Genomic DNA, 18,840 nt, shown 5'->3' on the forward strand with positions numbered 1-18,840 from the left:
CCAAACTCCATTCTTATTATTAAAGACTAGCTTTCCACTGTTCTACTTGTTCATGTAGAGAATCACGATATTCCTTTAAATACTTAATTATTTCCTCTTTGCCTTGAATAGGTGCTTTCTTCAATGGACCATATTGTTTTTTCTGTTCTTCCATTTCTTTTTTAGTGCTATCTTTTAATTCTTGGATAGAAGCACTGTCTTCTAAAGCAGTTCCCTTAAAAGCTTCATCCGCTTCGGTATAGTAATTATCAACAATTTTCTCATACATAGTCATATAATCTTCATAGGTCTGGATAGATTCAATTGTCTCATCACTGACATCTTGTGGATTAAAGTCACTTGAACTAAATTTATCTTTTGCTTTATCTAAAATTCCTTTTTTCTCAGAATTTTCCGTTTTATTATCACTAGATGCATTACTTGTTTTTTCAATCAGCGCACTACATGCAACTAAAGTAGACACAGATAAACAAATCAAGCCCAAACGGCAAACTTTTTTTACAATACTCATAAGAATATCCCCTTTATTTTTTATTATAAAATATTATACAATATAACAAAAAAGAAATAAAGCGATTTCATATAATATCTTAAATTTTGTTATATTTTTTGCTTTTATACTCTTCTAAACAAAAAAGAGGGATTCCCCTCTTTTTCTTAGTTTTTATCCAGATTGCGTAACATTTCGTCAATCTTATTACCATATTCGATGGATTCGTCTTTGACAAAAGTTAAGTCTGGAATTTTGTATAAGGTCAAATTGCGACCAAGTTCACGTTTGATAGTTCCAGTTGCTTTTTCAAGCCCAATTTGGGCCTTTTGATTATCTGATGCTAGATTACTCAAAATAGTGTAGTAAACCTTAGCCATTGATAAATCACCCAACATCTGAACATCTGTAATGGTCACACCTTGGACACGGGGATCACGGACTTTCTTTTGCAAAATCTCATTGACTTCACGCTTGATTTCCATGCCCACACGGTCCGTACGGAAATGATTTGCCATAATTTTTCCTTTCTCTTAAATAATGAACCAAAAGCTAGGCCAGCAGACCTAGCTATTTTTAAAATTATTGATTTTCAATTCAAATTGAAACGAAGTTCAATTTGAAATCATCTGCTTCTTTCGCCGTTGTGAAAGTAATTGGGCTGATAATTCAGTTCAATCACTGGGGATTTTTGAGACATGTGGCTCAAAAATAAGCAATGAAACCTTGGGTTTGCTTGCGTCCCTCACCACCTAAGAAAGTAGCAAAAAATTATCTCTTAATTTCTTCCATGATATAAGCTTCAATCACATCATCCATCTTAAGATCATTGTAGCCTTCAATCATCAAACCACCTTCACGGCCATTTGTAACTTCTTTAACGTCATCTTTATAGTGTTTCAAACTTGCTAGTTCACCGTCGTAAGTAACTACACCGTCACGAATAACACGGACTTTAGAGTCACGGGTAACTTTACCGCTAGTAACCATAAATCCACCGATTGTTCCGACTTTAGACACTTTGAAGGTTTCACGGATAATCGCTTCACCGATAACTTTTTCTTCAAATTCTGGATCAAGCATACCTTTCATGGCTTCTTCCATCTCTTCGATAACCTTGTAGATAATACTGTGGAGACGGATTTCCACATCGTCAGCATCCGCTTGTTGACGAGCTTGTGGAGTAGGCCGTACGTTGAAACCAATGATAAATGCATTGGATGCTTCTGCAAGGGTTACGTCTGACTCGTTGATGGCACCAACGGCTGAGTGAACAATGGTAACTTTCACACCTTCAACATCAATCTTTTGAAGTGAGGCAGAGAGAGCTTCAACAGAACCTTGCACGTCGGCCTTGATGATAACGTTAACTGACTTGAGTTCCCCAGCTTTAAGAGTATCAAAGAGGTTTTCAAGACTAACGCGTTGGGTTGTTTGACGTTGTTTGAGAAGGGCACGTTTAGCACGTTCTTCACCTGCTGCACGAGCAGATTTTTCATCTTCGTAAACGGCAAAGTGATCACCAGCCATTGGCGCTTCGTTCAAACCAGTGATGGAAACCGGTGTAGATGGCCCAGCAACCTTAACACGACGGCCAAGGTCATTGGTCATAGCACGGACACGTCCGAAAGTATTTCCGACAACGATAGGGTCTTGTACATTCAAAGTACCTTGTTGAACAAGAAGGGTTGCAACCGCACCTTTACCTTTATCCAAACGAGCTTCAATAACAGTACCGATAGCACGGACTGTTGGGTCAGCCTTAAGTTCTTGGAGTTCAGCCACAAGGAGGACTGTTTCCAACAACTCATCGATGTTTTGATTAAACTTAGCTGAGATTTCTACAAATTCAGAATCTCCACCCCAAGCTGTTGACATGATACCATGCTCTGCCAATTCACCGATTACACGCTCTGGGTTGGCACCTGGTTTATCAATCTTGTTGATAGCTACGATGATTGGAACATTAGCCGCTTTTGAGTGGTTGATGGCTTCAATAGTCTGAGGCATAACCCCGTCATCTGCCGCTACGACCAAGATAGTAATATCGGTAACTGAGGCACCACGCGCACGCATAGATGTAAAGGCCGCGTGTCCTGGTGTATCAAGGAAGGTAATCTTCTTCCCACCCTCTACGATTTGGTAGGCACCGATATGCTGAGTGATTCCCCCTGCTTCTCCTGTTGCTACACGAGAATTACGAAGGGTATCCAAAAGTGTTGTTTTACCATGGTCAACGTGTCCCATGATGGTAACAACTGGTGGACGTTCCACTAGTTGGTCTTCGTTCAGATATCCATCTTCAGCAAAGAAACGTTCAATATCAGCATTGTCTACTTCAACTTTTTGTTTGGCTTCAATACCATAATCTACCATGAGGAGTTCGATTGTGTCACCATCCAAAGATTGGTTTTGTGTCGCCATCACGCCCATCATGAAGAGTTTCTTAACAATTTCAGCTGGCTCACGTTTGATACGTTTTGCGATTTCCGCAACAGTCATACCATCTGTATATTCAAATTCTGTAGGCAATTCATGGAACTTACGCTCCGTAACAGGTTTTTGAACCTGATTACGGTTATTTTGCTTATTGCCCTTTTTATTTTTCTTATTATTGTTCCAGTTACTATTTCTTTGATTTCTCACTTGATTTTGACTACTTCGATTCTTTTGTTGTTTTCTTGGACCATCTTCTTCGTGATCGAAATCATCACGTTCTTTATCTGGTCGAGCTTGTTTTTTACGACGAGTATCTACTACAGCTTCCTTAGCTACAGGAGCTACTTCAACAACTCTTGGAGCTTGTTCAGCAACTTTAGCGGCTTCTTCAAAGATTTCTTCTGGCTCCTTGCGTTTGTTGGCTTGAGCTAAAGCTTCTTTTGCTGCTTGAGATTGCTTAAAGCGCTCCTCACTTGAACGAGCATACTCTGCATTTTGTTCTGCTTTAAGGGCTGCTGCGCGAGCCTTGAAGTCGACACGAGGTCCAGCCTGTTTTGGACGTTTTTCCTCTTGTTGACGGCGTTCATTGCCACGATTTCCTTGACCTTGTGATTTCTTCCCTTGGTCGTTAAAACGGCGATTGTCTCGGTTCCCTTGACCAGGTTTCCCACCATTACGGTTATCGTTTTTTTGACGGTTACCGTTTTGTTGTTGTTCGCGGTTGTTACCTCTGTTTTGCTTGCGTCGTTCCGCTTGCTCTTTGGCACGCGCTTCACGTTCTGCCTTAAAGTTTCGACTCTGTGGTCTTGCTGCTACAACTTTTTCTTCCTTTGGAGTTGCTGGCGTAGTTGGTTTACTTTCCACCTTCGCTTCACTTGCTTTTGGTGCTACAGATTTTGCTTCTGTTTTTGGAATAGCAGGCTTAAAGCTGGCTATAATTTTTTCAGCAGCAGCCGCCTCTACGCTTGATGCATGGCTTTTCACTTCCAAGCCCAACTCTTTTGCACGCGCTACAACTTCCTTACTTTCTTTTCCAAGTTCTTTTGCGATTTCGTACAATCTTTTCTTAGACAAATCATGTCCTCCTCTTCTATTCCATAAGAGACCTCATTTTCTTTGTAAATCCAGCATCTGTCACAGCCAATACTTTTCTTGATTTTCCGACTGCTCTGCTTAATTCCAGTGTTGAAAACACGGTAATAACTTCTACTTGATAATAATGACTTTTATCCTGAATCTTCTTGGTTAGATTTGGGCCAGCATCATGGGCTAGAAAAACCAATTTAGCTTTCTGGTCTTGAATGGCCTTGACAACCATTTCTTCACCCGAGATAATTTTCCCTGCTCGTTGAGCCAATCCCAAGAGATTGCATACTTTTTGCTTATTCAAGTCCTAACTCTCTTCTTTTAACTTTGTGATCGACATAAGCGACTAATTCATCATAAAAGCTTTCATCGACTTCCATACTAAAACTACGGTTAAAGACTTTTTTCTTTTTTGCCTCTAAGGCTTCTGCATTGTCTAGCTTGATATAAGCGCCACGACCATTAGCCTTGCCTGTCGGGTCAATAAAGACCTGCCCTTCTTTGTTCTTGACAATACGGAGTAAATCTCGCTTATCAATCACTTCGTTAGAAACAACAGACTTGCGCAAAGGGATTTTCTTTGTTTTCATCTTTCCCTCCTCTAGCAATCTTATTCTTCAATATACTCTTCTGTTGTTGCGTAATCAACTTGACCAGCTTCTTCCATCGCTTCAAACTCGCTAGCTGACTTGATATCAATGCGATATCCTGTCAAATGAGCTGCCAAACGAACGTTTTGTCCACGGCGACCAATAGCAAGAGATAGTTTGTTATCTGGAACAACGACTAAAGCACGTTTGCTGTCATTTTCATCAAAGATAACTTGGTCAACTTCAGCAGGAGCAATAGCATTGTAAATAAACTCAGCTGGATCTGCTACCCACTCGATGACATCGATATTTTCTTCTATTGGCACCATGCGATCGCTCTTAGCATCGTAACGAGCCGGGTGGAATTTGCTAGTGATTTTCTTGATGTTCGCTCCACCACGTCCAACGATTGTTCCGATAGCATCCACGTTTGGATTGTGACTGCGAACAGCAACTTTCGTACGATCACCTGCTTCACGGGCTACGCTCATGATTTCAACGGTTCCATCGTAAACTTCTGGAATCTCTTGTTCCATCAAACGTTTGATCATCTCTGGATGACTACGGCTAACAAAGACGTTTACTCCACGAGGATTGTCTTCAACTTTATAGACATAGACTTCAATACGGTCATGAGAAGCAAAAACTTCTCCAGGAATTTGGTCTTGTTTAGACAATTGGGCTTCAATGCTGCCAAGGTTAACATAAATGAAGCGGTTGTCAAAACGTTCTACTGTACCTGACATGATTTCTTGTTCATGCTCTTTATAAGTATTGTAGGTAATGGCACGTGTTTGCTTGCGCATCTTTTCCATGATCGTTTGTTTAGCAGACTGGGCTGCTACACGACCAAACTCTCCTGGTGCCTCTTCAAACTTGATTTTGTCACCAAGCTCATAGGCTGAATTAATGGCAAGAGCATCTTTCAAGCTGATTTCCAAACGACTATCAAATACTTCATCAACAACTTCACGGACAGTGTAAACTGTAAAGTCACCTGTCTTTTCGTTGAAGTCGATAGCTACGCTGTCTGATTGACCATAGCGTCTGCGATAAGCGGAACGAAGCGACTCTACTACTGCGTCAATGATATCTTCCTTCTTGATTCCCTTGTCTTCTTCCAAAATTCGGAAGGCCTCTAGCATTTCTTTACTCATCTTCTATTCACTTTTGAATCTTCAAAAGCTTCCTTTCTTTTACTATAATTTTACTGCCAAACGTGCTTTTGATACCAAACTGTATGGAATTTGGACTGTTTTCTTACGTGTCTTGTCCATATATTCCACAGTCAACTCATCGTCTTCAAAGGTCAACAAGGTTCCCTCAAAGACTTTCTGCTTGTCGATGGCCTTATAAAGACCAATGTGAATGTATTTCCCAACTGCTCCAGCTATAGCTTCCTTGGTTTTCAAAGGACGCTCCAAGCCAGGGCTAGTCACTTCTAGGAAGTACTGTTCTGGGAATGGATCTGGTTGAATCTGATCCAACAGAGGACTAATCACTTCTGTCAAATCTGCCGTATCGTTCAAAGTAATACCGCCTGGTTTATCAACAAAGATACTTAGAACATAATCTCCTACAACCTTTTCATATTCAACATCCACCAATTCAAATGGAGCTTGAATGGCCGGTTCAATAAGTTCTGTTACTAATTCAACAATTGTTGCGATAGGACAACACCTCCTCATGAGCAAGAGGCGAAGATATTTCTCCGCCTCACTTTCTCATATTCTTACTATAAGTATAGCACGTTTAAGGACCTATGTAAAGTATAAGCACTTAAACTACTTGATTTTAAGCTTTTTCTTAAAATTCTGCCTCGACTCGATAGATAACCTGACCTTTGCTAGAGAATTTCTGCTCGTATTCAGTCATAACATTTCCTTCAAAGTCGCTGGCGTGCAAATCTAACCAAACCCCTTTGAGCTTCATGCCATATTGTGAAAAACTCACTAAGCTATATTCAAACAAGCCACGATTATCTGTCTTGAAATGAATTTCACCATGTTCAGGTAGGATTCGCTTGAAGGTGTCCAAGAAGCTCTTGTAGGTCAAACGACGCTTCTCATGACGTTTTTTAGGCCATGGATCCGAGAAATTCAAATACAAGCGGTCGATCTCACCATCTTCAAAATAATCCGTCAACTCTGAACCATCAACCCATAAGAGTTTAATGTTAGGAACTCCAACTTCTAAGACCTTATCCAAAGCATAGCTTAATACAGACTTCTGAATATCAATCCCGATATAGTTAATATCAGGGTTTTGTTTAGCCATACCTGAAACAAAGGCACCCTTCCCACTACCAACTTCAACATGAATGGGATGATTATTTCCAAACAATTCTCTCCATTTCCCTTTGGCTTCCACAGGATTTAGAACAACATACTGAGGATTAGCCTCTAGTAACTCCGTTGCCCCTTTACGATTTCTTACTCTCATTTTTTCTTTCCATACTTGTCTCGGAAAATACGCAAGGCATAAATTTCCCGATTAACATTATCTAAGTCTAGGTTTTCATAATATTTGGTAATCTGATTTAAAAACGATAACTGAGCATACCAAATCAATTTATTCATGACCGTTTGATTATTTTTATATCCGTAGTTGGTTAACCACTCTACCCATTGATGCTCTGGGATATAATGACAAAGCATATGCGCAACATCAAGCATGCGATCAGTTAGACGAACCGAATCCCAATCGACTAGATAAATTAAGCCACTATCTGTTTCGATCCAATTACTATGACGCACATCCCCGTGGACAATTGTCGCATAATCTTCTCTGAAAGACGGAAGATTTTCTCGCATATCCTTTAGTACCAATTGTAGATACTGATTATTTTTCAGAGCAGTTGGAGCTTTTTCAATCCAAGATTGAATTAAATCAAGAGGTGTTTCTAATTTATAACCTAAACGAGTCAACTGTGTCATTAAAGGACGAGAACGGTGCAGACGCGTCAAAATATCAATAATTTGCTTACGATTCATATCACTTGGAGTCAGGATTTTTCCTGTCAACCACTCCTGAGCACACATATCACGACCATCTGATAAACGACGACTCCAAAGTAACTGCGGAGCAATTTGTTCTCTAGCTAAACCAGATAGGATTGGAGATGTATTCATTTTTACAAAAATACGCTTCCCGTCGGGATAACTTCCCATATAAGCCTTACCACTTTTCCCAGATATAGGGGTCAGCGTTAGCTCCATATCACCCAAATCCATTTCTTCCCTCCGTATCATATTTCCTTACTATTCTACTAGTTTTTAACCTATTCGTCAACCAATCTACTAAGTTGGTAAGGTATATAAAAATACTTGAAGGCTAAACTGATTCCAACTAGAGCAAGAAGGGCCATCTTGTCATCTATGACGATAATTCCAACTAAACTTTCCAACAATAAGACAAGAACTCCTATAGCTGAAACAATTGCTTTTAATCCTTTTTCTTTTTCGCCCTTTTCTAATGGAAATAACTGCGTAAGATATTGATAATCAAAAGCATGGTAAAGGGCAAGAAGTTGGAAAATTAAAAGATAGTTAAACAAGGCAACTATTGCAATAGCAACCCAAGACTGATCTATAAAAATTAAAGCCAAGATAGATAAAAGTAGAAGGCGGATGCTTAGAGCAAATAGATCACCATTACGAAGATAAGAGCGTAGATAGAGATTTTGCCAAATTTTTCCAGGGACTTTAGCAAGAGTTTTTAATAGAAAGTCCAAATAAGCTCGACGTTTAACACTGTTTGAAATTCCTTTAACTTGTGTAAATAGTGCAAAGAATCTAAGAAGAAATTGCTTTCTTTTGTTTTCTTGAAGAATCAGTAAATCCCAGTCTAGTCCATTTTCCCTAAAAAAAGAATTTGCTTTTCTTTGAAAAAGCCAGTATTTCCCTACCCCCATCATCAGTAGATAGAGTGCAAAAATTGGTAAACCAACCCCCATCGCTAAGAATAATGGCGCTAATAAGATTAAAAGAAAGCTCTGTACACTGAGCCAAAAAACAAATGATCTCAAGCTTTGCTTTTTGATGTGTTCTTTCACTTCTTCTTCAGCAACGATGAGAAATAGTTTATCAGGTGCTTCTAGATAGGTTGCAATTCCTCCCCATACTAGTATGAGAGCAGAAATAATCACCAGTAAAAAAACAATTGGCAGGTGATTCTCAGGAAAATTTTGGAGAAGTTGGTTGTACTGAAAAGCTAGAAAACCTAATAAGACCAGTAAAAATAAAACAAAATGATCATTGAGCACATATCTAAGGTAGCATATACATTCCTTGCGAAAAATTTGCTTTCGCTTTAGAAACAAGTCTTTCATAGTTCCTCCTCTTTGGTTAAGGCCAAATAGATATCATTGAGACTTGCTTCTGACATATCAAAAGCTTGGCGTAGTTGAGGAAGATCTCCTTTAGCTCTTACTTGTCCCTTATGTAAAATTACAAAAGAGTCACACATTTTTTCTGCAGAATCAAGAACATGGGTACTCATGAGAATCGATTTCCCCTTTTTCTTTTCCTCGTCTAAAAGCTGAATTAAATCCGAAATTGCCAAAGGATCTAGACCTAGGAATGGCTCGTCTACTATAAAAAGACTAGGATCTACAACAAAGGCACAGATAATCATGACCTTCTGTTTCATTCCCTTAGAAAAATGAACTGGGAACCAATCTAATTTCTGATCCAAACGAAACATCTTCAAAAGAGGTTCTACTCGTTCAAAAGCTTGTTCTTGCTCGATACCATAGGCCATAGCAACCGTCTCAATATGCTCTCTAAGAGTCAATTCCTCATATAAACTAGGAGTTTCAGGGATATAACCAATCTGCTGACGGTATTCACGAGGATTAGTTCGTAAGGTCCAGCCATCGATATTGATTTCCCCACTATAAGGTGTCAAAAGTCCAATAATTTCGTTAATTGTAGTTGATTTACCAGCACCATTTAGTCCAATCAAACCAACCAATTTCCCACTTTCAACTGTAAAAGATACATTCTTTAAGACAGGGACGTGAACATAGCCTCCTGTCAGGTTTTTTATTTCTAACATATTTTCTCCGAATTTGGTATAATGTAGCTATATTATATCAAAATTTAAGTCAGTAGAGGTGCTTTTTATGTCAGATTGCATTTTTTGTAAAATCATTGCTGGAGAAATCCCTGCATCTAAGGTTTATGAAGATGATCAAGTTCTTGCTTTTCTTGATATATCCCAAGTAACGCCCGGACATACCTTACTTGTTCCGAAAGAGCACTACCGTAATCTCCTAGAAATGGACCCAAATAGTGCTAGTTGCCTCTTCGCTCAAGCTCCAGTCGTAGCGAAAAAAATTATGGTTGCTACCAAAGCGTCCGGTATGAACATCATTTCTAACTGCGAAGAAGTCGCTGGTCAAACGGTCTTTCATACCCATGTGCACCTAGTGCCACGTTATGGGGCAGACGACGACCTCAAACTTGACTTTATCGGTCATGAACCTGACTTTGACAAACTTGCCCAAGTCGCTGAAACGATCAAAAACGCTTAAGGAGTTGCTATGAAACTATCTAATTTACTACTTTTTGCCGGTTCTGCTCTAGGCAGCTACCTTCTTACAAAGAACCGTGAAACCATTACCGAAGAAGTTAGCGATACTAGTTCACGAATCGAATCCATCAAAGACGACCTAGATATTATCCAAAACAGTCTTGAAGTCATTAACCAACAAAAAGAACAAATCAAGGAATACCAAAAGGATTTGACCTACAAGTTTAAAGTCTTGGAAAAAGATATCCAAACAAGACTCACTGTACTAAAAGAAATGCAGGAAGAAAATCAATAAGACAAAGAAAGTCTCCTAGTTTCCTTATATCCTCTTAAATCCATTTTGGGTTACCAATTCCTAACAGAAAAGGGAGGGAATAAAATTGAAACAATTTTTAAAAGTTCTGATGCGAGTGGTCCTGATTATTTCTGGCGGCCTCTGTCTTCTTGTCGCCCTAGCATTTCTAATACTGTCCAATCTTTTCAAGGCCTCACCAAGTGACATCCGAGAAGGAAATGAAGCCTTAAAACAAATCTTTATCTCCCTTGACATGCCTCCTGAGAAAGTAGAATCAAATGGAAGTTATCAATATGAGGGAGGAGGCTTAGATTTTTATGTGACTTTCTCAGACGAGGTTATCAATAGCCACCCCGTCCTTAAAGAAAGTCCAAACCTCACTAAAAACCGACTCAAAGTCTATGTCCTACAGACAGGAGATATTTCTTACTATAAAGTAGGGGATAACTTGTTCAATCACGGTTTATTGCAATTTTTAGAGAAAGAAAGCAAGAAGTATTTCGAAGAAAATGGAAAAAAATTCAATCCTTCTTACGCAATTCTATCTTGGCAAGATCAGGAAAGCATAAAAAAAGGTATCGCCTTCTATGAAAAAGCTTTGACTTTGGTGGATATTCAGGATAACTCAGAAATCAAACGCATTGATACCGTTACCATTAAGCCTGGTAAAGAAGCAGAAATCAAGCAACTGATCCAGGAGATGGATGCAGCTGGCTTGCTCACTCAAAAGTATAAATAGTAGGCTAACTGGAAAATGGTTTTCTGAAGCTAAATTTCTCAAGACAACACAAAAAGAGCCAATCGGCTCTTTTTGCTTTATTCTCCTTCAAAGGCATCTTTTATATGGTCAAAGAAGCCTTTTTTCTTTGGATTGACTTTCAAATCACCTGCAGCTGCGAATTCTTTCAAGGCTGCTTTTTGACGGTCGTTCAAACCTGTTGGAGTCACAACATTGACAGTCACATACTGGTCACCGACAACACCACCACGAAGACTAGGAGCTCCCTTGCCACGTAGGCGGAATTTTTTACCAGTCTGCGTTCCTTCTGGGATGACTAACTCAACATCCCCATGAACTGTTGGAATATCTACTGTATCTCCAAGGGCTGCTTGGACAATATTGAGATTTAACTTGTAGAAAATAGTTGTTCCTTCACGTTCAAATTTATCGCTTGCTTCTACAGAAACTACTACATACAAGTCTCCATAAGGACCACCGTTAAAGCCTGCCTCCCCTTGACCAGCTAGACGAATTTGTTGACCAGTTTCGACACCTGCTGGAATTTTCACATGGACACTGTGGGCTTGTTTTTCATGACCTGTTCCATGACAAGTTGTACATGGATCTTTGATTTCTTTTCCGCGACCATGACAGACATCACAGGTTACTTGGCGACGCATCATACCAAGCGGTGTTTGAGTATCGACGTTGATAACACCAGAACCGTGACAGCGTCCACAAGTAACTGGACTTGTTCCAGGCTTAGCACCTGATCCGTTACAAGTACGACAGCTTGATTCACGATTGTATTTGACTTCTTTTTCAGTACCAAAGATGGCTTCTTCAAAAGTCAAATTGACGCGATACTGGAGGTCATCACCTTGACGAGGAGCGTTTGGATTGCGAGAAGAACCGCCTCCGCCGAAAAAACTTGAGAAGATATCTTCGAATCCACCGAAACCACCTGCTCCGTCGAAACCACCAAAACCGCCTGCACCACCAAAGCCACCGTTGGCTCCAGCTGCACCGTATTGGTCATAAGCTGCACGTTTTTGGTCGTCACTTAAAGTCTCATAAGCTTCTTGAACTTCCTTGTACTTTTCCTCAGCACCTGGCTCTTTGTTGATATCTGGGTGATATTTCTTCGATAATTTCCGATAGGCCTTCTTGATCTCATCTTGAGATGCATTCTTTGAAACGCCCAAACGGTCATAAAATTCAGTATTGTTCATTTAAGATACCAAGACCGTAAAATTCGACTGAAAAATAGGAAATCTGACGCAGGAGCGATGCTCCTAGACAGATTTATCTTTTTTCCGAGAATTTAGGTCGGGTTCAGTTCCTTTCTTTCATATTGAGTAAGAAACTTCAGAGCTCGAGTTCAATTTCTCGAACACTCTCTGTTCCTTTCTATAATTTTCATGTAAATCTTTAGAGGGTGTTTTCTATACTCTGCTTCACTTGATCAAACTCTTCATCCGATAGAGTAAATATCAAATCCTCTTCAGCGTACTCGTTTTTTTCTTTAAAATAGTTGTCCGTATTCTCTGCCAACCCTAGACTTAGAATCACTTTCCTTGCAAACTCTTGATGTGCGAATCCTATAGCCGTTATAATCTGTTTATCTTGCACAAGGACTTTCGGTTGGAAATTTTCACGTGGAAGAAATTCAAAATAGTCAAAGAAGTTTTGCCAAATTCCACCTGTGAATTTCGTGTCCTTCAACAAACCTGCTTTCGCCAATAAAAGTGGCGCTGAAGAAATGGCTGCAATTAAGACATCTTGCTCATCAAGACTTCTCAAAAATGAGATCAATTTCTCATCCTGTAGAGCAGGTCCAATGTTAACCATTCCTGGCAAAATCACACAAAAATAATCTTCTATACGGATTTGATCCAATGTTTTCGTCGGTTGACAGGGCAAACCATCCTCAGAAATAACAATTGAATTATCTGAAGCTACATAATCAATCGTGATGTCAAAAGATAGAGCTAAAGTACTCGTTAAAGTGGTTATCTCATAAAGAGAAAAATTAGGATAAATGATACAAAGTACTTTTTTCATACGCAACATCCTCTATTTTACCGAAAAACAGAGGCTGGGTTGCAACCTCTGGATTTCTTCCTATCATTATTAACATTTAAGCAAAGCACCGTAGAATTACAATTCCTTTAGTGATCTGACATTCTTAACAAGTTAGGCTTAATTGAGTTTCGGCTAAAAACTTCGGAAAAAAGACAAGCCATCTTTTGTGCATCGCACAAGGCGATGGCTTCCTATTTTTCTTTCGTTTTCTTAACGCCTCAACATCTTACTTTTCAGTAAACTCTCCGTCTACGACGTCATCGCCTGCGTTTCCTGTTGCTTGTGCGCCTTCTGCTCCTGCTTGAGCTTGTTGGGCTGCTGCAGCTTGTTCGTAGAGTTTAACAGCAAGTCCTTGAGCTTTTTCGTTCAATGCTTCGAGTTTTGCTTTCATTTCTTCCAAGTTATTGTCTTCTTGGGCTTTCTTAAGGTCATCAAGGGCAGCTTGAGCAGCATCACGTTCTGCATCGAAGCCTTTACCTTCAGTTTCCTTGATAGTCTTTTCAGTCGCAAAGATTGCTTGGTCTACTTCGTTACGAAGGTCAACTTCTTCTTTACGTTTCTTATCTGCTTCAGCGTTTGCTTCTGCATCTTTCATCATGCGGTCGATTTCTTCGTCTGTCAAACCTGAGTTTGATTGGATAACAATTGTTTGTTCTTTTTGAGTTCCAAGGTCTTTGGCTTTAACAGATACGATACCGTTCTTGTCGATGTCAAATGTTACTTCGATTTGTGGGATACCACGAGGTGCAGCTGGGATATCAGTCAATTGGAAACGTCCAAGTGTCTTGTTATCTGCTGCCATTGGGCGTTCACCTTGAAGAACGTGGATATCAACGGCTGGTTGGTTATCTGCTGCAGTTGAGAAGACTTGTGATTTAGATGTTGGAATTGTTGTGTTGCGGTCGATGAGTTTTGTGAAGACACCACCCATTGTTTCGATACCAAGTGACAATGGTGTTACGTCAAGAAGGACAACGTCTTTCACATCACCAGTGATGACACCACCTTGGATCGCAGCACCCATAGCAACTACTTCATCAGGGTTCACTGATTTGTTTGGTTCTTTACCAGTTTCAGCTTTAACAGCTTCAACAACGGCAGGAATACGAGTTGAACCACCGACAAGGATGACTTCGTCGATATCTGACAAGCTCAAACCTGCATCCGAAAGGGCTTGGCGAACTGGAGTTTTAGTACGTTCTACAAGGTCACGAGTCAAATCATCGAATTTAGCACGAGTCAAGGTCATTTCCAAGTGAAGAGGTCCAGCCTCACCAGCAGTGATAAATGGCAAGCTGATTTGAGTTGAGGTCACTCCAGAAAGGTCTTTCTTAGCTTTTTCAGCTGCGTCTTTCAAACGTTGAAGAGCCATCTTGTCGTTTGACAAGTCGATGCCGTTTTCTTTCTTGAATTCTGCTACTAAGTAGTCGATGATTTTTTGGTCAAAGTCGTCACCACCTAGTTTGTTATCCCCTGCAGTTGCCAATACATCAAAGACACCATCACCCAATTCAAGAATAGATACGTCGAATGTACCACCACCAAGGTCGAATACCAAGATTTTTTCTTCTTTGTCTGTCTTGTCCAAACCGTAAGCAAGAGCTGCTGCAGTTGGTTCGTTGACGATACGTTCTACTTCAAGACCAGCGATTTTACCAGCGTCTTTTGTTGCTTGACGTTGAGCATCGTTGAAGTAAGCTGGAACTGTAATAACTGCTTTCGTTACTTTTTCACCAAGGTAATCTTCAGCGTAGCCTTTCAAGTATTGAAGAATCATAGCTGAAATTTCTTGTGGAGTGTATTCTTTACCGTTAGCAGAAACTTTTTCAGAAGTACCCATCTTAGATTTGATAGAGATGACTGTATCTGGATTTGTTACTGCTTGACGTTTTGCAGCGTCACCAACGATGATTTCACCGTTTTTGAAAGAAACTACAGATGGTGTTGTACGGTTCCCTTCTGGGTTTGCGATGATTTTGCTTTCAGTTCCTTCAAGAACTGCTACTGCTGAGTTTGTTGTACCTAAGTCAATACCGATAATTTTAGACATGTGTTTTTCTCCTTAAATTTTATATTCTATTTTTCTTTTTGATACTCTTCTTAAGTGGCGACGCCGTCAGAGCTTGACTTCGTCAATCTCTTTGACTAAACTTTGAGCCTAAGGTCTCAAAGTTTACGCGAATAGCGCCACGGCGAAGAGTATCGCCTTTGGTTCGCTTCGCTTACTATTGGTTAAGCTGAACCATTGTTTATCTTTCTTTCATAGTTTAGTGTCGTTTCGGACAAGGTTTTTAAGTTCTCTAGCCTAGTTATATACAACCACCATGGCTGGGCGTAGGATGCGGTCATGGAGTTTGTAGCCTTTTTGGAAGACTTGTGCGATGGTGTCTGCTGGATGTTCATCATCTGCAGGAACTGTTTGGATGGCCATGTGGTAGTTATGGTCAAATTCTCCGTCTGCTGCGATTTCTTCAATCCCTTCTTCTTTCAGGGCGTGAATCAAACTTTCTTGGACCATTTCTAAGCCCTTCTTCACATCATCTGTCAAACCTTCAACTGCAAGGGCGCGTTCAAGATTATCAAGCGATGGCAAGATTGCTTTTGCCAAATCTTGGCTACGATAGCGTTGCAAGAGTTGGCGTTCTTCATTGGCACGACGCTGAATGTTTTGCATTTCTGCATGGGCACGAAGATATTTGTTTTCAAACTCCTCGGCACGTTCATTCGCTAAGTCCAATTCCGACTTCTCGGGAGTTGTTTCTTCTACTGGTTCAACAACTTCCTCTTCTTTTACTTCTTTATTTTTTATATCTTGGGCCATTTTCGCCTCCTTTAATGATTTCAATCTTAATTCACTTCATAGTGATTGCTACTGAGATAGCGGTAAAAATCCGTCAACTTCATGGTCAAAACTCGATTGACAACGTTGAGTTGATTAACCAATTGTTGATAATCCAGATTGACCGGACCTATAATCGCAAGAATTCCAAACCCACGATAGGGAATCAGGAACTTACTGCTAATCACTGCTAAGTCAGCAAGACAAGATTCTTGACTATCAGCAACTCGGACACTTTGCATCTGGTCGCCAATCAGATTCTCTCGAATTTCCAAAGCTACCTTTTGTGGCTGATCAAAAAATTGATAGGCCGCTAAATTAGCGAAATTCAAAAGATTGACTTTCCCTGAAACTACGATATTTTCATTGAACATTTCTTTGAAGATATGCTCAATAAGATCCATAACGTTATCCGTTGTTGTGAAGTAACGTTGGATAATTTGCGGAATCTCTGTCCGAATCTTGTAGTGAATATCCAAAACAGTCTGACCCAGGAAACGTTCTTGAATCATGGTCTTGAGGCGATTTAAATCCTCCTGCAAGAAATTTCTCGGAATCAAAAACTGACTGGTAACTGTTCTAGACTCATCAAGCGTAAAAACAGCAAGAGCTGTATGTTGCCCGAGGACAACAATATCAAAAGCTGTTAGCTTCTGCCTACTTGGTTCTACATCCAGCGCTACAACCGTACAACCACTCAAGTCTGACAAAATTTTCGTCGCCTCTTGAAGAATATCCTCAAGCTTGAAGAATTCTTGATCAAAGGCTTTTACAATCTCATAAACTTGATTTTCAGCTAAACGGTCAAAGGATAGGGAATGTTTGACATAGTATTGAAAACCAGCCACACTCGGCATACGACCACTGGAAGTATGAGCCTTTTCAAGCAAACCTTGCTTTTCTAAAGCTGCCATGTCATTTCGAATGGTAGCACTACTAGAGTTGATAGACTCTTGCAAGGCTTTGGATCCAACAGGTTCGTGCGTTTTGGTAAAGATGTCAATAATCAGATTTAAAATATTCTGCTGACGTTCCGTAACCATCTCGCCACTCCTCTCTGATAGATCTTTTTTAGCACTCGATGCATCCAAGTGCTAACTTATGATTCTATTATACACCCTTAAAAGAGAATGTCAAGAGAAAAACTCAAAAAATTAGCACTCTTTTGTCAAGAGTGCTAAAAATCAGTCTGAAGACCTAGAAAATCATTTTACAATCTTCAGGTATTTCTTTTTAAGTCTGTAAAAACTATAGATCAGATAAGAAATCATGAGAGCATAAAGGGCAAAAATAAGGAAGAAAGATTGAGAGAGATTTTCGCGAAATAGGCTCATACAAACAACTAGACCACCAGAGATAGAAGCTACACATGAATGAAGTCCTGATTTCACACCTTCCCATCTAAGACGATTGTCCATGAAAGATTGATCATTTAAATCTACATCACAAGTTGCTTTTCGAAAAACAGTATAAGAACAATTTTCCACAAATTCCCATCCTCTATCCTTAATACTTTGTAAATCTACCTCATTTTTTCTAAGGTAGCTAGTATTCCACACACGGTAAATCACATCATCTGGTTGGCATTGCTCAAAACAGAAAAATCCAAAACGATTCGTTTTAAATCTCCAACCTTTCAAATGCATCTTACGCAAATAATCTTCTACCTTGTCCAAATCAAGAATGGTAAACATTCGAAATTGTACTTTGCTATTCATTGTCTGACCTCCAAATTAGAACACATACATGGCTTTATATATCGGATAATTCTTTCCATTTTTGAAATAATTTCCAAAAAATATAAGAAATCTGAATCGTGAAAACTATCAATAAAGTACAGTCTATGATAACAATCAAAAACATTCCCCAACTGAAAGAACTATCTCCACTGACAAACTTTGAGAAAACCGGTAGTAGCGCTAAAAAGAGAAGCAAAATAGGAAGCATCCGCATTGTTAAAATCTTCTTGACCATTGCTAACTTCCCTGCTGCGTCATTATAAATTTCAAACTCGGCATCCGACTCAACTCCAGAATAAAGCTTTCTAAAGTAGGAAAAACCATTAAAGTCTGTAATATGCTCCCACCCACAATCTTTAAATAGTTGTAAATAGGAAGCTCTCTCTGACTTTTTCATAGGATAAAAGTCCAACTGATAAACCACCTGCTCCGGTTGGCACTTTTCAAAAGAATACTTAACTGCAACTACTAAGTTAGAATAACTTACTTCCTTAAGTTTCCAACCCTGAGCATGCATTTCTCCGAGATAGAGAGCCTCTTCATCATAATCCGCAATGGTAGCAATTCTATAAACAACTTTCTTTTCCATCAAAGTTCCTCCCGACTGTTTCTATAGAGTCGCTCAATACGTTTCAACTCAATCTCTAAAACTTTTCGACCCAAGTCTGTTATCTGATAGATTTTACGTTTTTCCTCTTCTAGGACAAAGGAAACCAAACCATCCTTTTCCATCTTCGATAGGGTTCCATACATAGTTCCAGGACTAATCGAAACTTGCGAATCTGTCATCTCTTTAACCTTTTGCGTAATACCATAGCCATGGTTCTCCTTTTGCAGACAGAATAGAATATAAAAACCCGTTTCAGTCATGGGAAGGTAAACCCGCCTAATCTTATCTGTTAATTCCATTTAATCAGACCTCCTATTCAGTTCGATATATCGCACTTCGTTATATAAAACATATCACACCTCGATATAAATTGCAAGAAAAAAAGATTGTCCGTAAGGACAATCTTTCTGA

22 protein-coding genes are annotated in these 18,840 nt (G+C 39.6%); 3 read left to right on the plus strand and 19 right to left on the minus strand.

The genetic code is table 11. The features are described 5' to 3' along the window. Positions 1 to 19 precede the first annotated feature (19 nt). The 11 genes from FN031_RS05615 to FN031_RS05665 all read right to left on the minus strand — a co-directional run bounded on the left by FN031_RS05615 (position 20) and on the right by FN031_RS05665 (position 9,663). Positions 20 to 511 carry a hypothetical protein gene (locus FN031_RS05615; protein WP_142558363.1) on the minus strand — a complete coding sequence of 164 codons (492 nt, stop codon included), beginning with the start codon at positions 509 to 511 and terminating at the stop codon, positions 20 to 22. A gap of 146 nt (positions 512 to 657) precedes the next feature. Beyond that, a complete protein-coding gene (gene rbfA, locus FN031_RS05620) occupies positions 658 to 1,008 on the minus strand; it encodes a 30S ribosome-binding factor RbfA (RefSeq protein ID WP_075566355.1) in 351 nt (116 codons plus the stop codon). Between the two features lie 253 nt (positions 1,009 to 1,261). Beyond that, positions 1,262 to 4,003, minus strand: coding sequence for a translation initiation factor IF-2 (gene infB, locus FN031_RS05625; RefSeq protein ID WP_142558365.1), 2,742 nt, complete (start codon positions 4,001 to 4,003; stop codon positions 1,262 to 1,264). Between the two features lie 16 nt (positions 4,004 to 4,019). After that, on the minus strand, positions 4,020 to 4,319 hold the full coding sequence (locus FN031_RS05630; RefSeq protein ID WP_142558367.1) for a YlxQ-related RNA-binding protein: 300 nt from the start codon (positions 4,317 to 4,319) through the stop codon (positions 4,020 to 4,022). Then, positions 4,312 to 4,605, minus strand: coding sequence for an RNase P modulator RnpM (rnpM, locus tag FN031_RS05635; RefSeq protein ID WP_075566349.1), 294 nt, complete (start codon positions 4,603 to 4,605; stop codon positions 4,312 to 4,314). Before rnpM ends, FN031_RS05630 begins: the two co-directional genes overlap by 8 nt. A 20-nt stretch (positions 4,606 to 4,625) precedes the next feature. Further along, on the minus strand, positions 4,626 to 5,762 hold the full coding sequence (gene nusA / locus FN031_RS05640) for a transcription termination factor NusA (protein WP_142558369.1): 1,137 nt from the start codon (positions 5,760 to 5,762) through the stop codon (positions 4,626 to 4,628). 42 nt (positions 5,763 to 5,804) lie between these two features. Further along, entirely contained in the window at positions 5,805 to 6,293 is a 489-nt protein-coding gene (rimP, locus tag FN031_RS05645) for a ribosome maturation factor RimP (protein ID WP_142558631.1), read from the minus strand. A gap of 118 nt (positions 6,294 to 6,411) precedes the next feature. Beyond that, on the minus strand, positions 6,412 to 7,047 hold the full coding sequence (gene trmB, locus FN031_RS05650) for a tRNA (guanosine(46)-N7)-methyltransferase TrmB (protein ID WP_142558371.1): 636 nt from the start codon (positions 7,045 to 7,047) through the stop codon (positions 6,412 to 6,414). Then, on the minus strand, positions 7,044 to 7,838 hold the full coding sequence (gene ccrZ / locus FN031_RS05655; protein ID WP_075566336.1) for a cell cycle regulator CcrZ: 795 nt from the start codon (positions 7,836 to 7,838) through the stop codon (positions 7,044 to 7,046). Before ccrZ ends, trmB begins: the two co-directional genes overlap by 4 nt. Before the next feature lie 47 nt (positions 7,839 to 7,885). Further along, positions 7,886 to 8,935, minus strand: coding sequence for an ABC transporter permease (locus tag FN031_RS05660; RefSeq protein ID WP_142558373.1), 1,050 nt, complete (start codon positions 8,933 to 8,935; stop codon positions 7,886 to 7,888). Beyond that, a complete protein-coding gene (locus FN031_RS05665) occupies positions 8,932 to 9,663 on the minus strand; it encodes an ABC transporter ATP-binding protein (protein ID WP_142558375.1) in 732 nt (243 codons plus the stop codon). The genes FN031_RS05660 and FN031_RS05665 overlap by 4 nt, the downstream gene beginning before the upstream one ends. 67 nt (positions 9,664 to 9,730) lie before the next feature. Between FN031_RS05665 and FN031_RS05670 the strand changes: the two genes are divergently transcribed. From FN031_RS05670 to FN031_RS05680, 3 genes are all read left to right on the plus strand, one after another. Continuing rightward, positions 9,731 to 10,141: an HIT family protein gene (locus FN031_RS05670; RefSeq protein WP_142558377.1), complete on the plus strand. Its 411-nt coding sequence runs from the start codon at positions 9,731 to 9,733 to the stop codon at positions 10,139 to 10,141. 9 nt (positions 10,142 to 10,150) lie between these two features. Beyond that, a complete protein-coding gene (locus tag FN031_RS05675) occupies positions 10,151 to 10,435 on the plus strand; it encodes a hypothetical protein (protein ID WP_075566324.1) in 285 nt (94 codons plus the stop codon). An 85-nt stretch (positions 10,436 to 10,520) separates the two neighbouring features. After that, complete coding sequence (locus FN031_RS05680; RefSeq protein WP_142558379.1) at positions 10,521 to 11,174, plus strand: hypothetical protein; 654 nt, start codon at positions 10,521 to 10,523, stop codon at positions 11,172 to 11,174. A 77-nt stretch (positions 11,175 to 11,251) separates the two neighbouring features. Here the strand turns inward: FN031_RS05680 and dnaJ are convergent, their stop codons facing one another. From dnaJ to FN031_RS05720, 8 genes are all read right to left on the minus strand, one after another. Continuing rightward, complete coding sequence (dnaJ, locus tag FN031_RS05685) at positions 11,252 to 12,388, minus strand: molecular chaperone DnaJ (RefSeq protein ID WP_142558381.1); 1,137 nt, start codon at positions 12,386 to 12,388, stop codon at positions 11,252 to 11,254. 199 nt (positions 12,389 to 12,587) lie between these two features. Then, on the minus strand, positions 12,588 to 13,220 hold the full coding sequence (locus tag FN031_RS05690) for a DJ-1/PfpI family protein (RefSeq protein ID WP_142558383.1): 633 nt from the start codon (positions 13,218 to 13,220) through the stop codon (positions 12,588 to 12,590). 247 nt (positions 13,221 to 13,467) lie between these two features. After that, on the minus strand, positions 13,468 to 15,291 hold the full coding sequence (gene dnaK / locus FN031_RS05695) for a molecular chaperone DnaK (RefSeq protein ID WP_142558385.1): 1,824 nt from the start codon (positions 15,289 to 15,291) through the stop codon (positions 13,468 to 13,470). A gap of 255 nt (positions 15,292 to 15,546) precedes the next feature. Then, positions 15,547 to 16,062: a nucleotide exchange factor GrpE gene (gene grpE / locus FN031_RS05700; RefSeq protein ID WP_142558387.1), complete on the minus strand. Its 516-nt coding sequence runs from the start codon at positions 16,060 to 16,062 to the stop codon at positions 15,547 to 15,549. Between the two features lie 26 nt (positions 16,063 to 16,088). Next, positions 16,089 to 17,123, minus strand: a complete 1,035-nt coding sequence (gene hrcA / locus FN031_RS05705) for a heat-inducible transcriptional repressor HrcA (protein ID WP_142558389.1) — start codon at positions 17,121 to 17,123, stop codon at positions 16,089 to 16,091. Between the two features lie 162 nt (positions 17,124 to 17,285). Next, positions 17,286 to 17,798, minus strand: coding sequence for a DUF2812 domain-containing protein (locus FN031_RS05710; RefSeq protein WP_142558391.1), 513 nt, complete (start codon positions 17,796 to 17,798; stop codon positions 17,286 to 17,288). 34 nt (positions 17,799 to 17,832) lie between these two features. Then, the gene (locus tag FN031_RS05715) at positions 17,833 to 18,408 is read right to left on the minus strand and encodes a DUF2812 domain-containing protein (protein WP_142558393.1); all 576 of its coding nucleotides are present in this window, start codon (positions 18,406 to 18,408) and stop codon (positions 17,833 to 17,835) included. Beyond that, entirely contained in the window at positions 18,408 to 18,728 is a 321-nt protein-coding gene (locus FN031_RS05720) for a PadR family transcriptional regulator (RefSeq protein WP_142558395.1), read from the minus strand. Before FN031_RS05720 ends, FN031_RS05715 begins: the two co-directional genes overlap by 1 nt. Positions 18,729 to 18,840 lie beyond the last annotated feature (112 nt).

Source organism: Streptococcus mitis (assembly GCF_902159415.1).
Taxonomy (GTDB): Bacteria; Bacillota; Bacilli; order Lactobacillales; family Streptococcaceae; genus Streptococcus; species Streptococcus mitis_BG.

Bases quoted from the DNA above. Each gene is read 5' to 3' on its own strand.
- FN031_RS05615 (WP_142558363.1), bottom strand. From the start codon at position 511: ATGAGTATTGTAAAAAAAGTTTGCCGTTTGGGCTTGATTTGTTTATCT.
- rbfA (WP_075566355.1), bottom strand. From the start codon at position 1,008: ATGGCAAATCATTTCCGTACGGACCGTGTGGGCATGGAAATCAAGCGT.
- rnpM (WP_075566349.1), bottom strand. From the start codon at position 4,605: ATGAAAACAAAGAAAATCCCTTTGCGCAAGTCTGTTGTTTCTAACGAA.
- nusA (WP_142558369.1), bottom strand. From the start codon at position 5,762: ATGAGTAAAGAAATGCTAGAGGCCTTCCGAATTTTGGAAGAAGACAAG.
- rimP (WP_142558631.1), bottom strand. From the start codon at position 6,293: ATGAGGAGGTGTTGTCCTATCGCAACAATTGTTGAATTAGTAACAGAA.
- trmB (WP_142558371.1), bottom strand. From the start codon at position 7,047: ATGAGAGTAAGAAATCGTAAAGGGGCAACGGAGTTACTAGAGGCTAAT.
- ccrZ (WP_075566336.1), bottom strand. From the start codon at position 7,838: ATGGATTTGGGTGATATGGAGCTAACGCTGACCCCTATATCTGGGAAA.
- FN031_RS05660 (WP_142558373.1), bottom strand. From the start codon at position 8,935: ATGAAAGACTTGTTTCTAAAGCGAAAGCAAATTTTTCGCAAGGAATGT.
- FN031_RS05665 (WP_142558375.1), bottom strand. From the start codon at position 9,663: ATGTTAGAAATAAAAAACCTGACAGGAGGCTATGTTCACGTCCCTGTC.
- FN031_RS05670 (WP_142558377.1), top strand. From the start codon at position 9,731: ATGTCAGATTGCATTTTTTGTAAAATCATTGCTGGAGAAATCCCTGCA.
- FN031_RS05675 (WP_075566324.1), top strand. From the start codon at position 10,151: ATGAAACTATCTAATTTACTACTTTTTGCCGGTTCTGCTCTAGGCAGC.
- dnaJ (WP_142558381.1), bottom strand. From the start codon at position 12,388: ATGAACAATACTGAATTTTATGACCGTTTGGGCGTTTCAAAGAATGCA.
- FN031_RS05690 (WP_142558383.1), bottom strand. From the start codon at position 13,220: ATGAAAAAAGTACTTTGTATCATTTATCCTAATTTTTCTCTTTATGAG.
- dnaK (WP_142558385.1), bottom strand. From the start codon at position 15,291: ATGTCTAAAATTATCGGTATTGACTTAGGTACAACAAACTCAGCAGTA.
- grpE (WP_142558387.1), bottom strand. From the start codon at position 16,062: ATGGCCCAAGATATAAAAAATAAAGAAGTAAAAGAAGAGGAAGTTGTT.
- hrcA (WP_142558389.1), bottom strand. From the start codon at position 17,123: ATGGTTACGGAACGTCAGCAGAATATTTTAAATCTGATTATTGACATC.
- FN031_RS05710 (WP_142558391.1), bottom strand. From the start codon at position 17,798: ATGAATAGCAAAGTACAATTTCGAATGTTTACCATTCTTGATTTGGAC.
- FN031_RS05715 (WP_142558393.1), bottom strand. From the start codon at position 18,408: ATGGAAAAGAAAGTTGTTTATAGAATTGCTACCATTGCGGATTATGAT.
- FN031_RS05720 (WP_142558395.1), bottom strand. From the start codon at position 18,728: ATGGAATTAACAGATAAGATTAGGCGGGTTTACCTTCCCATGACTGAA.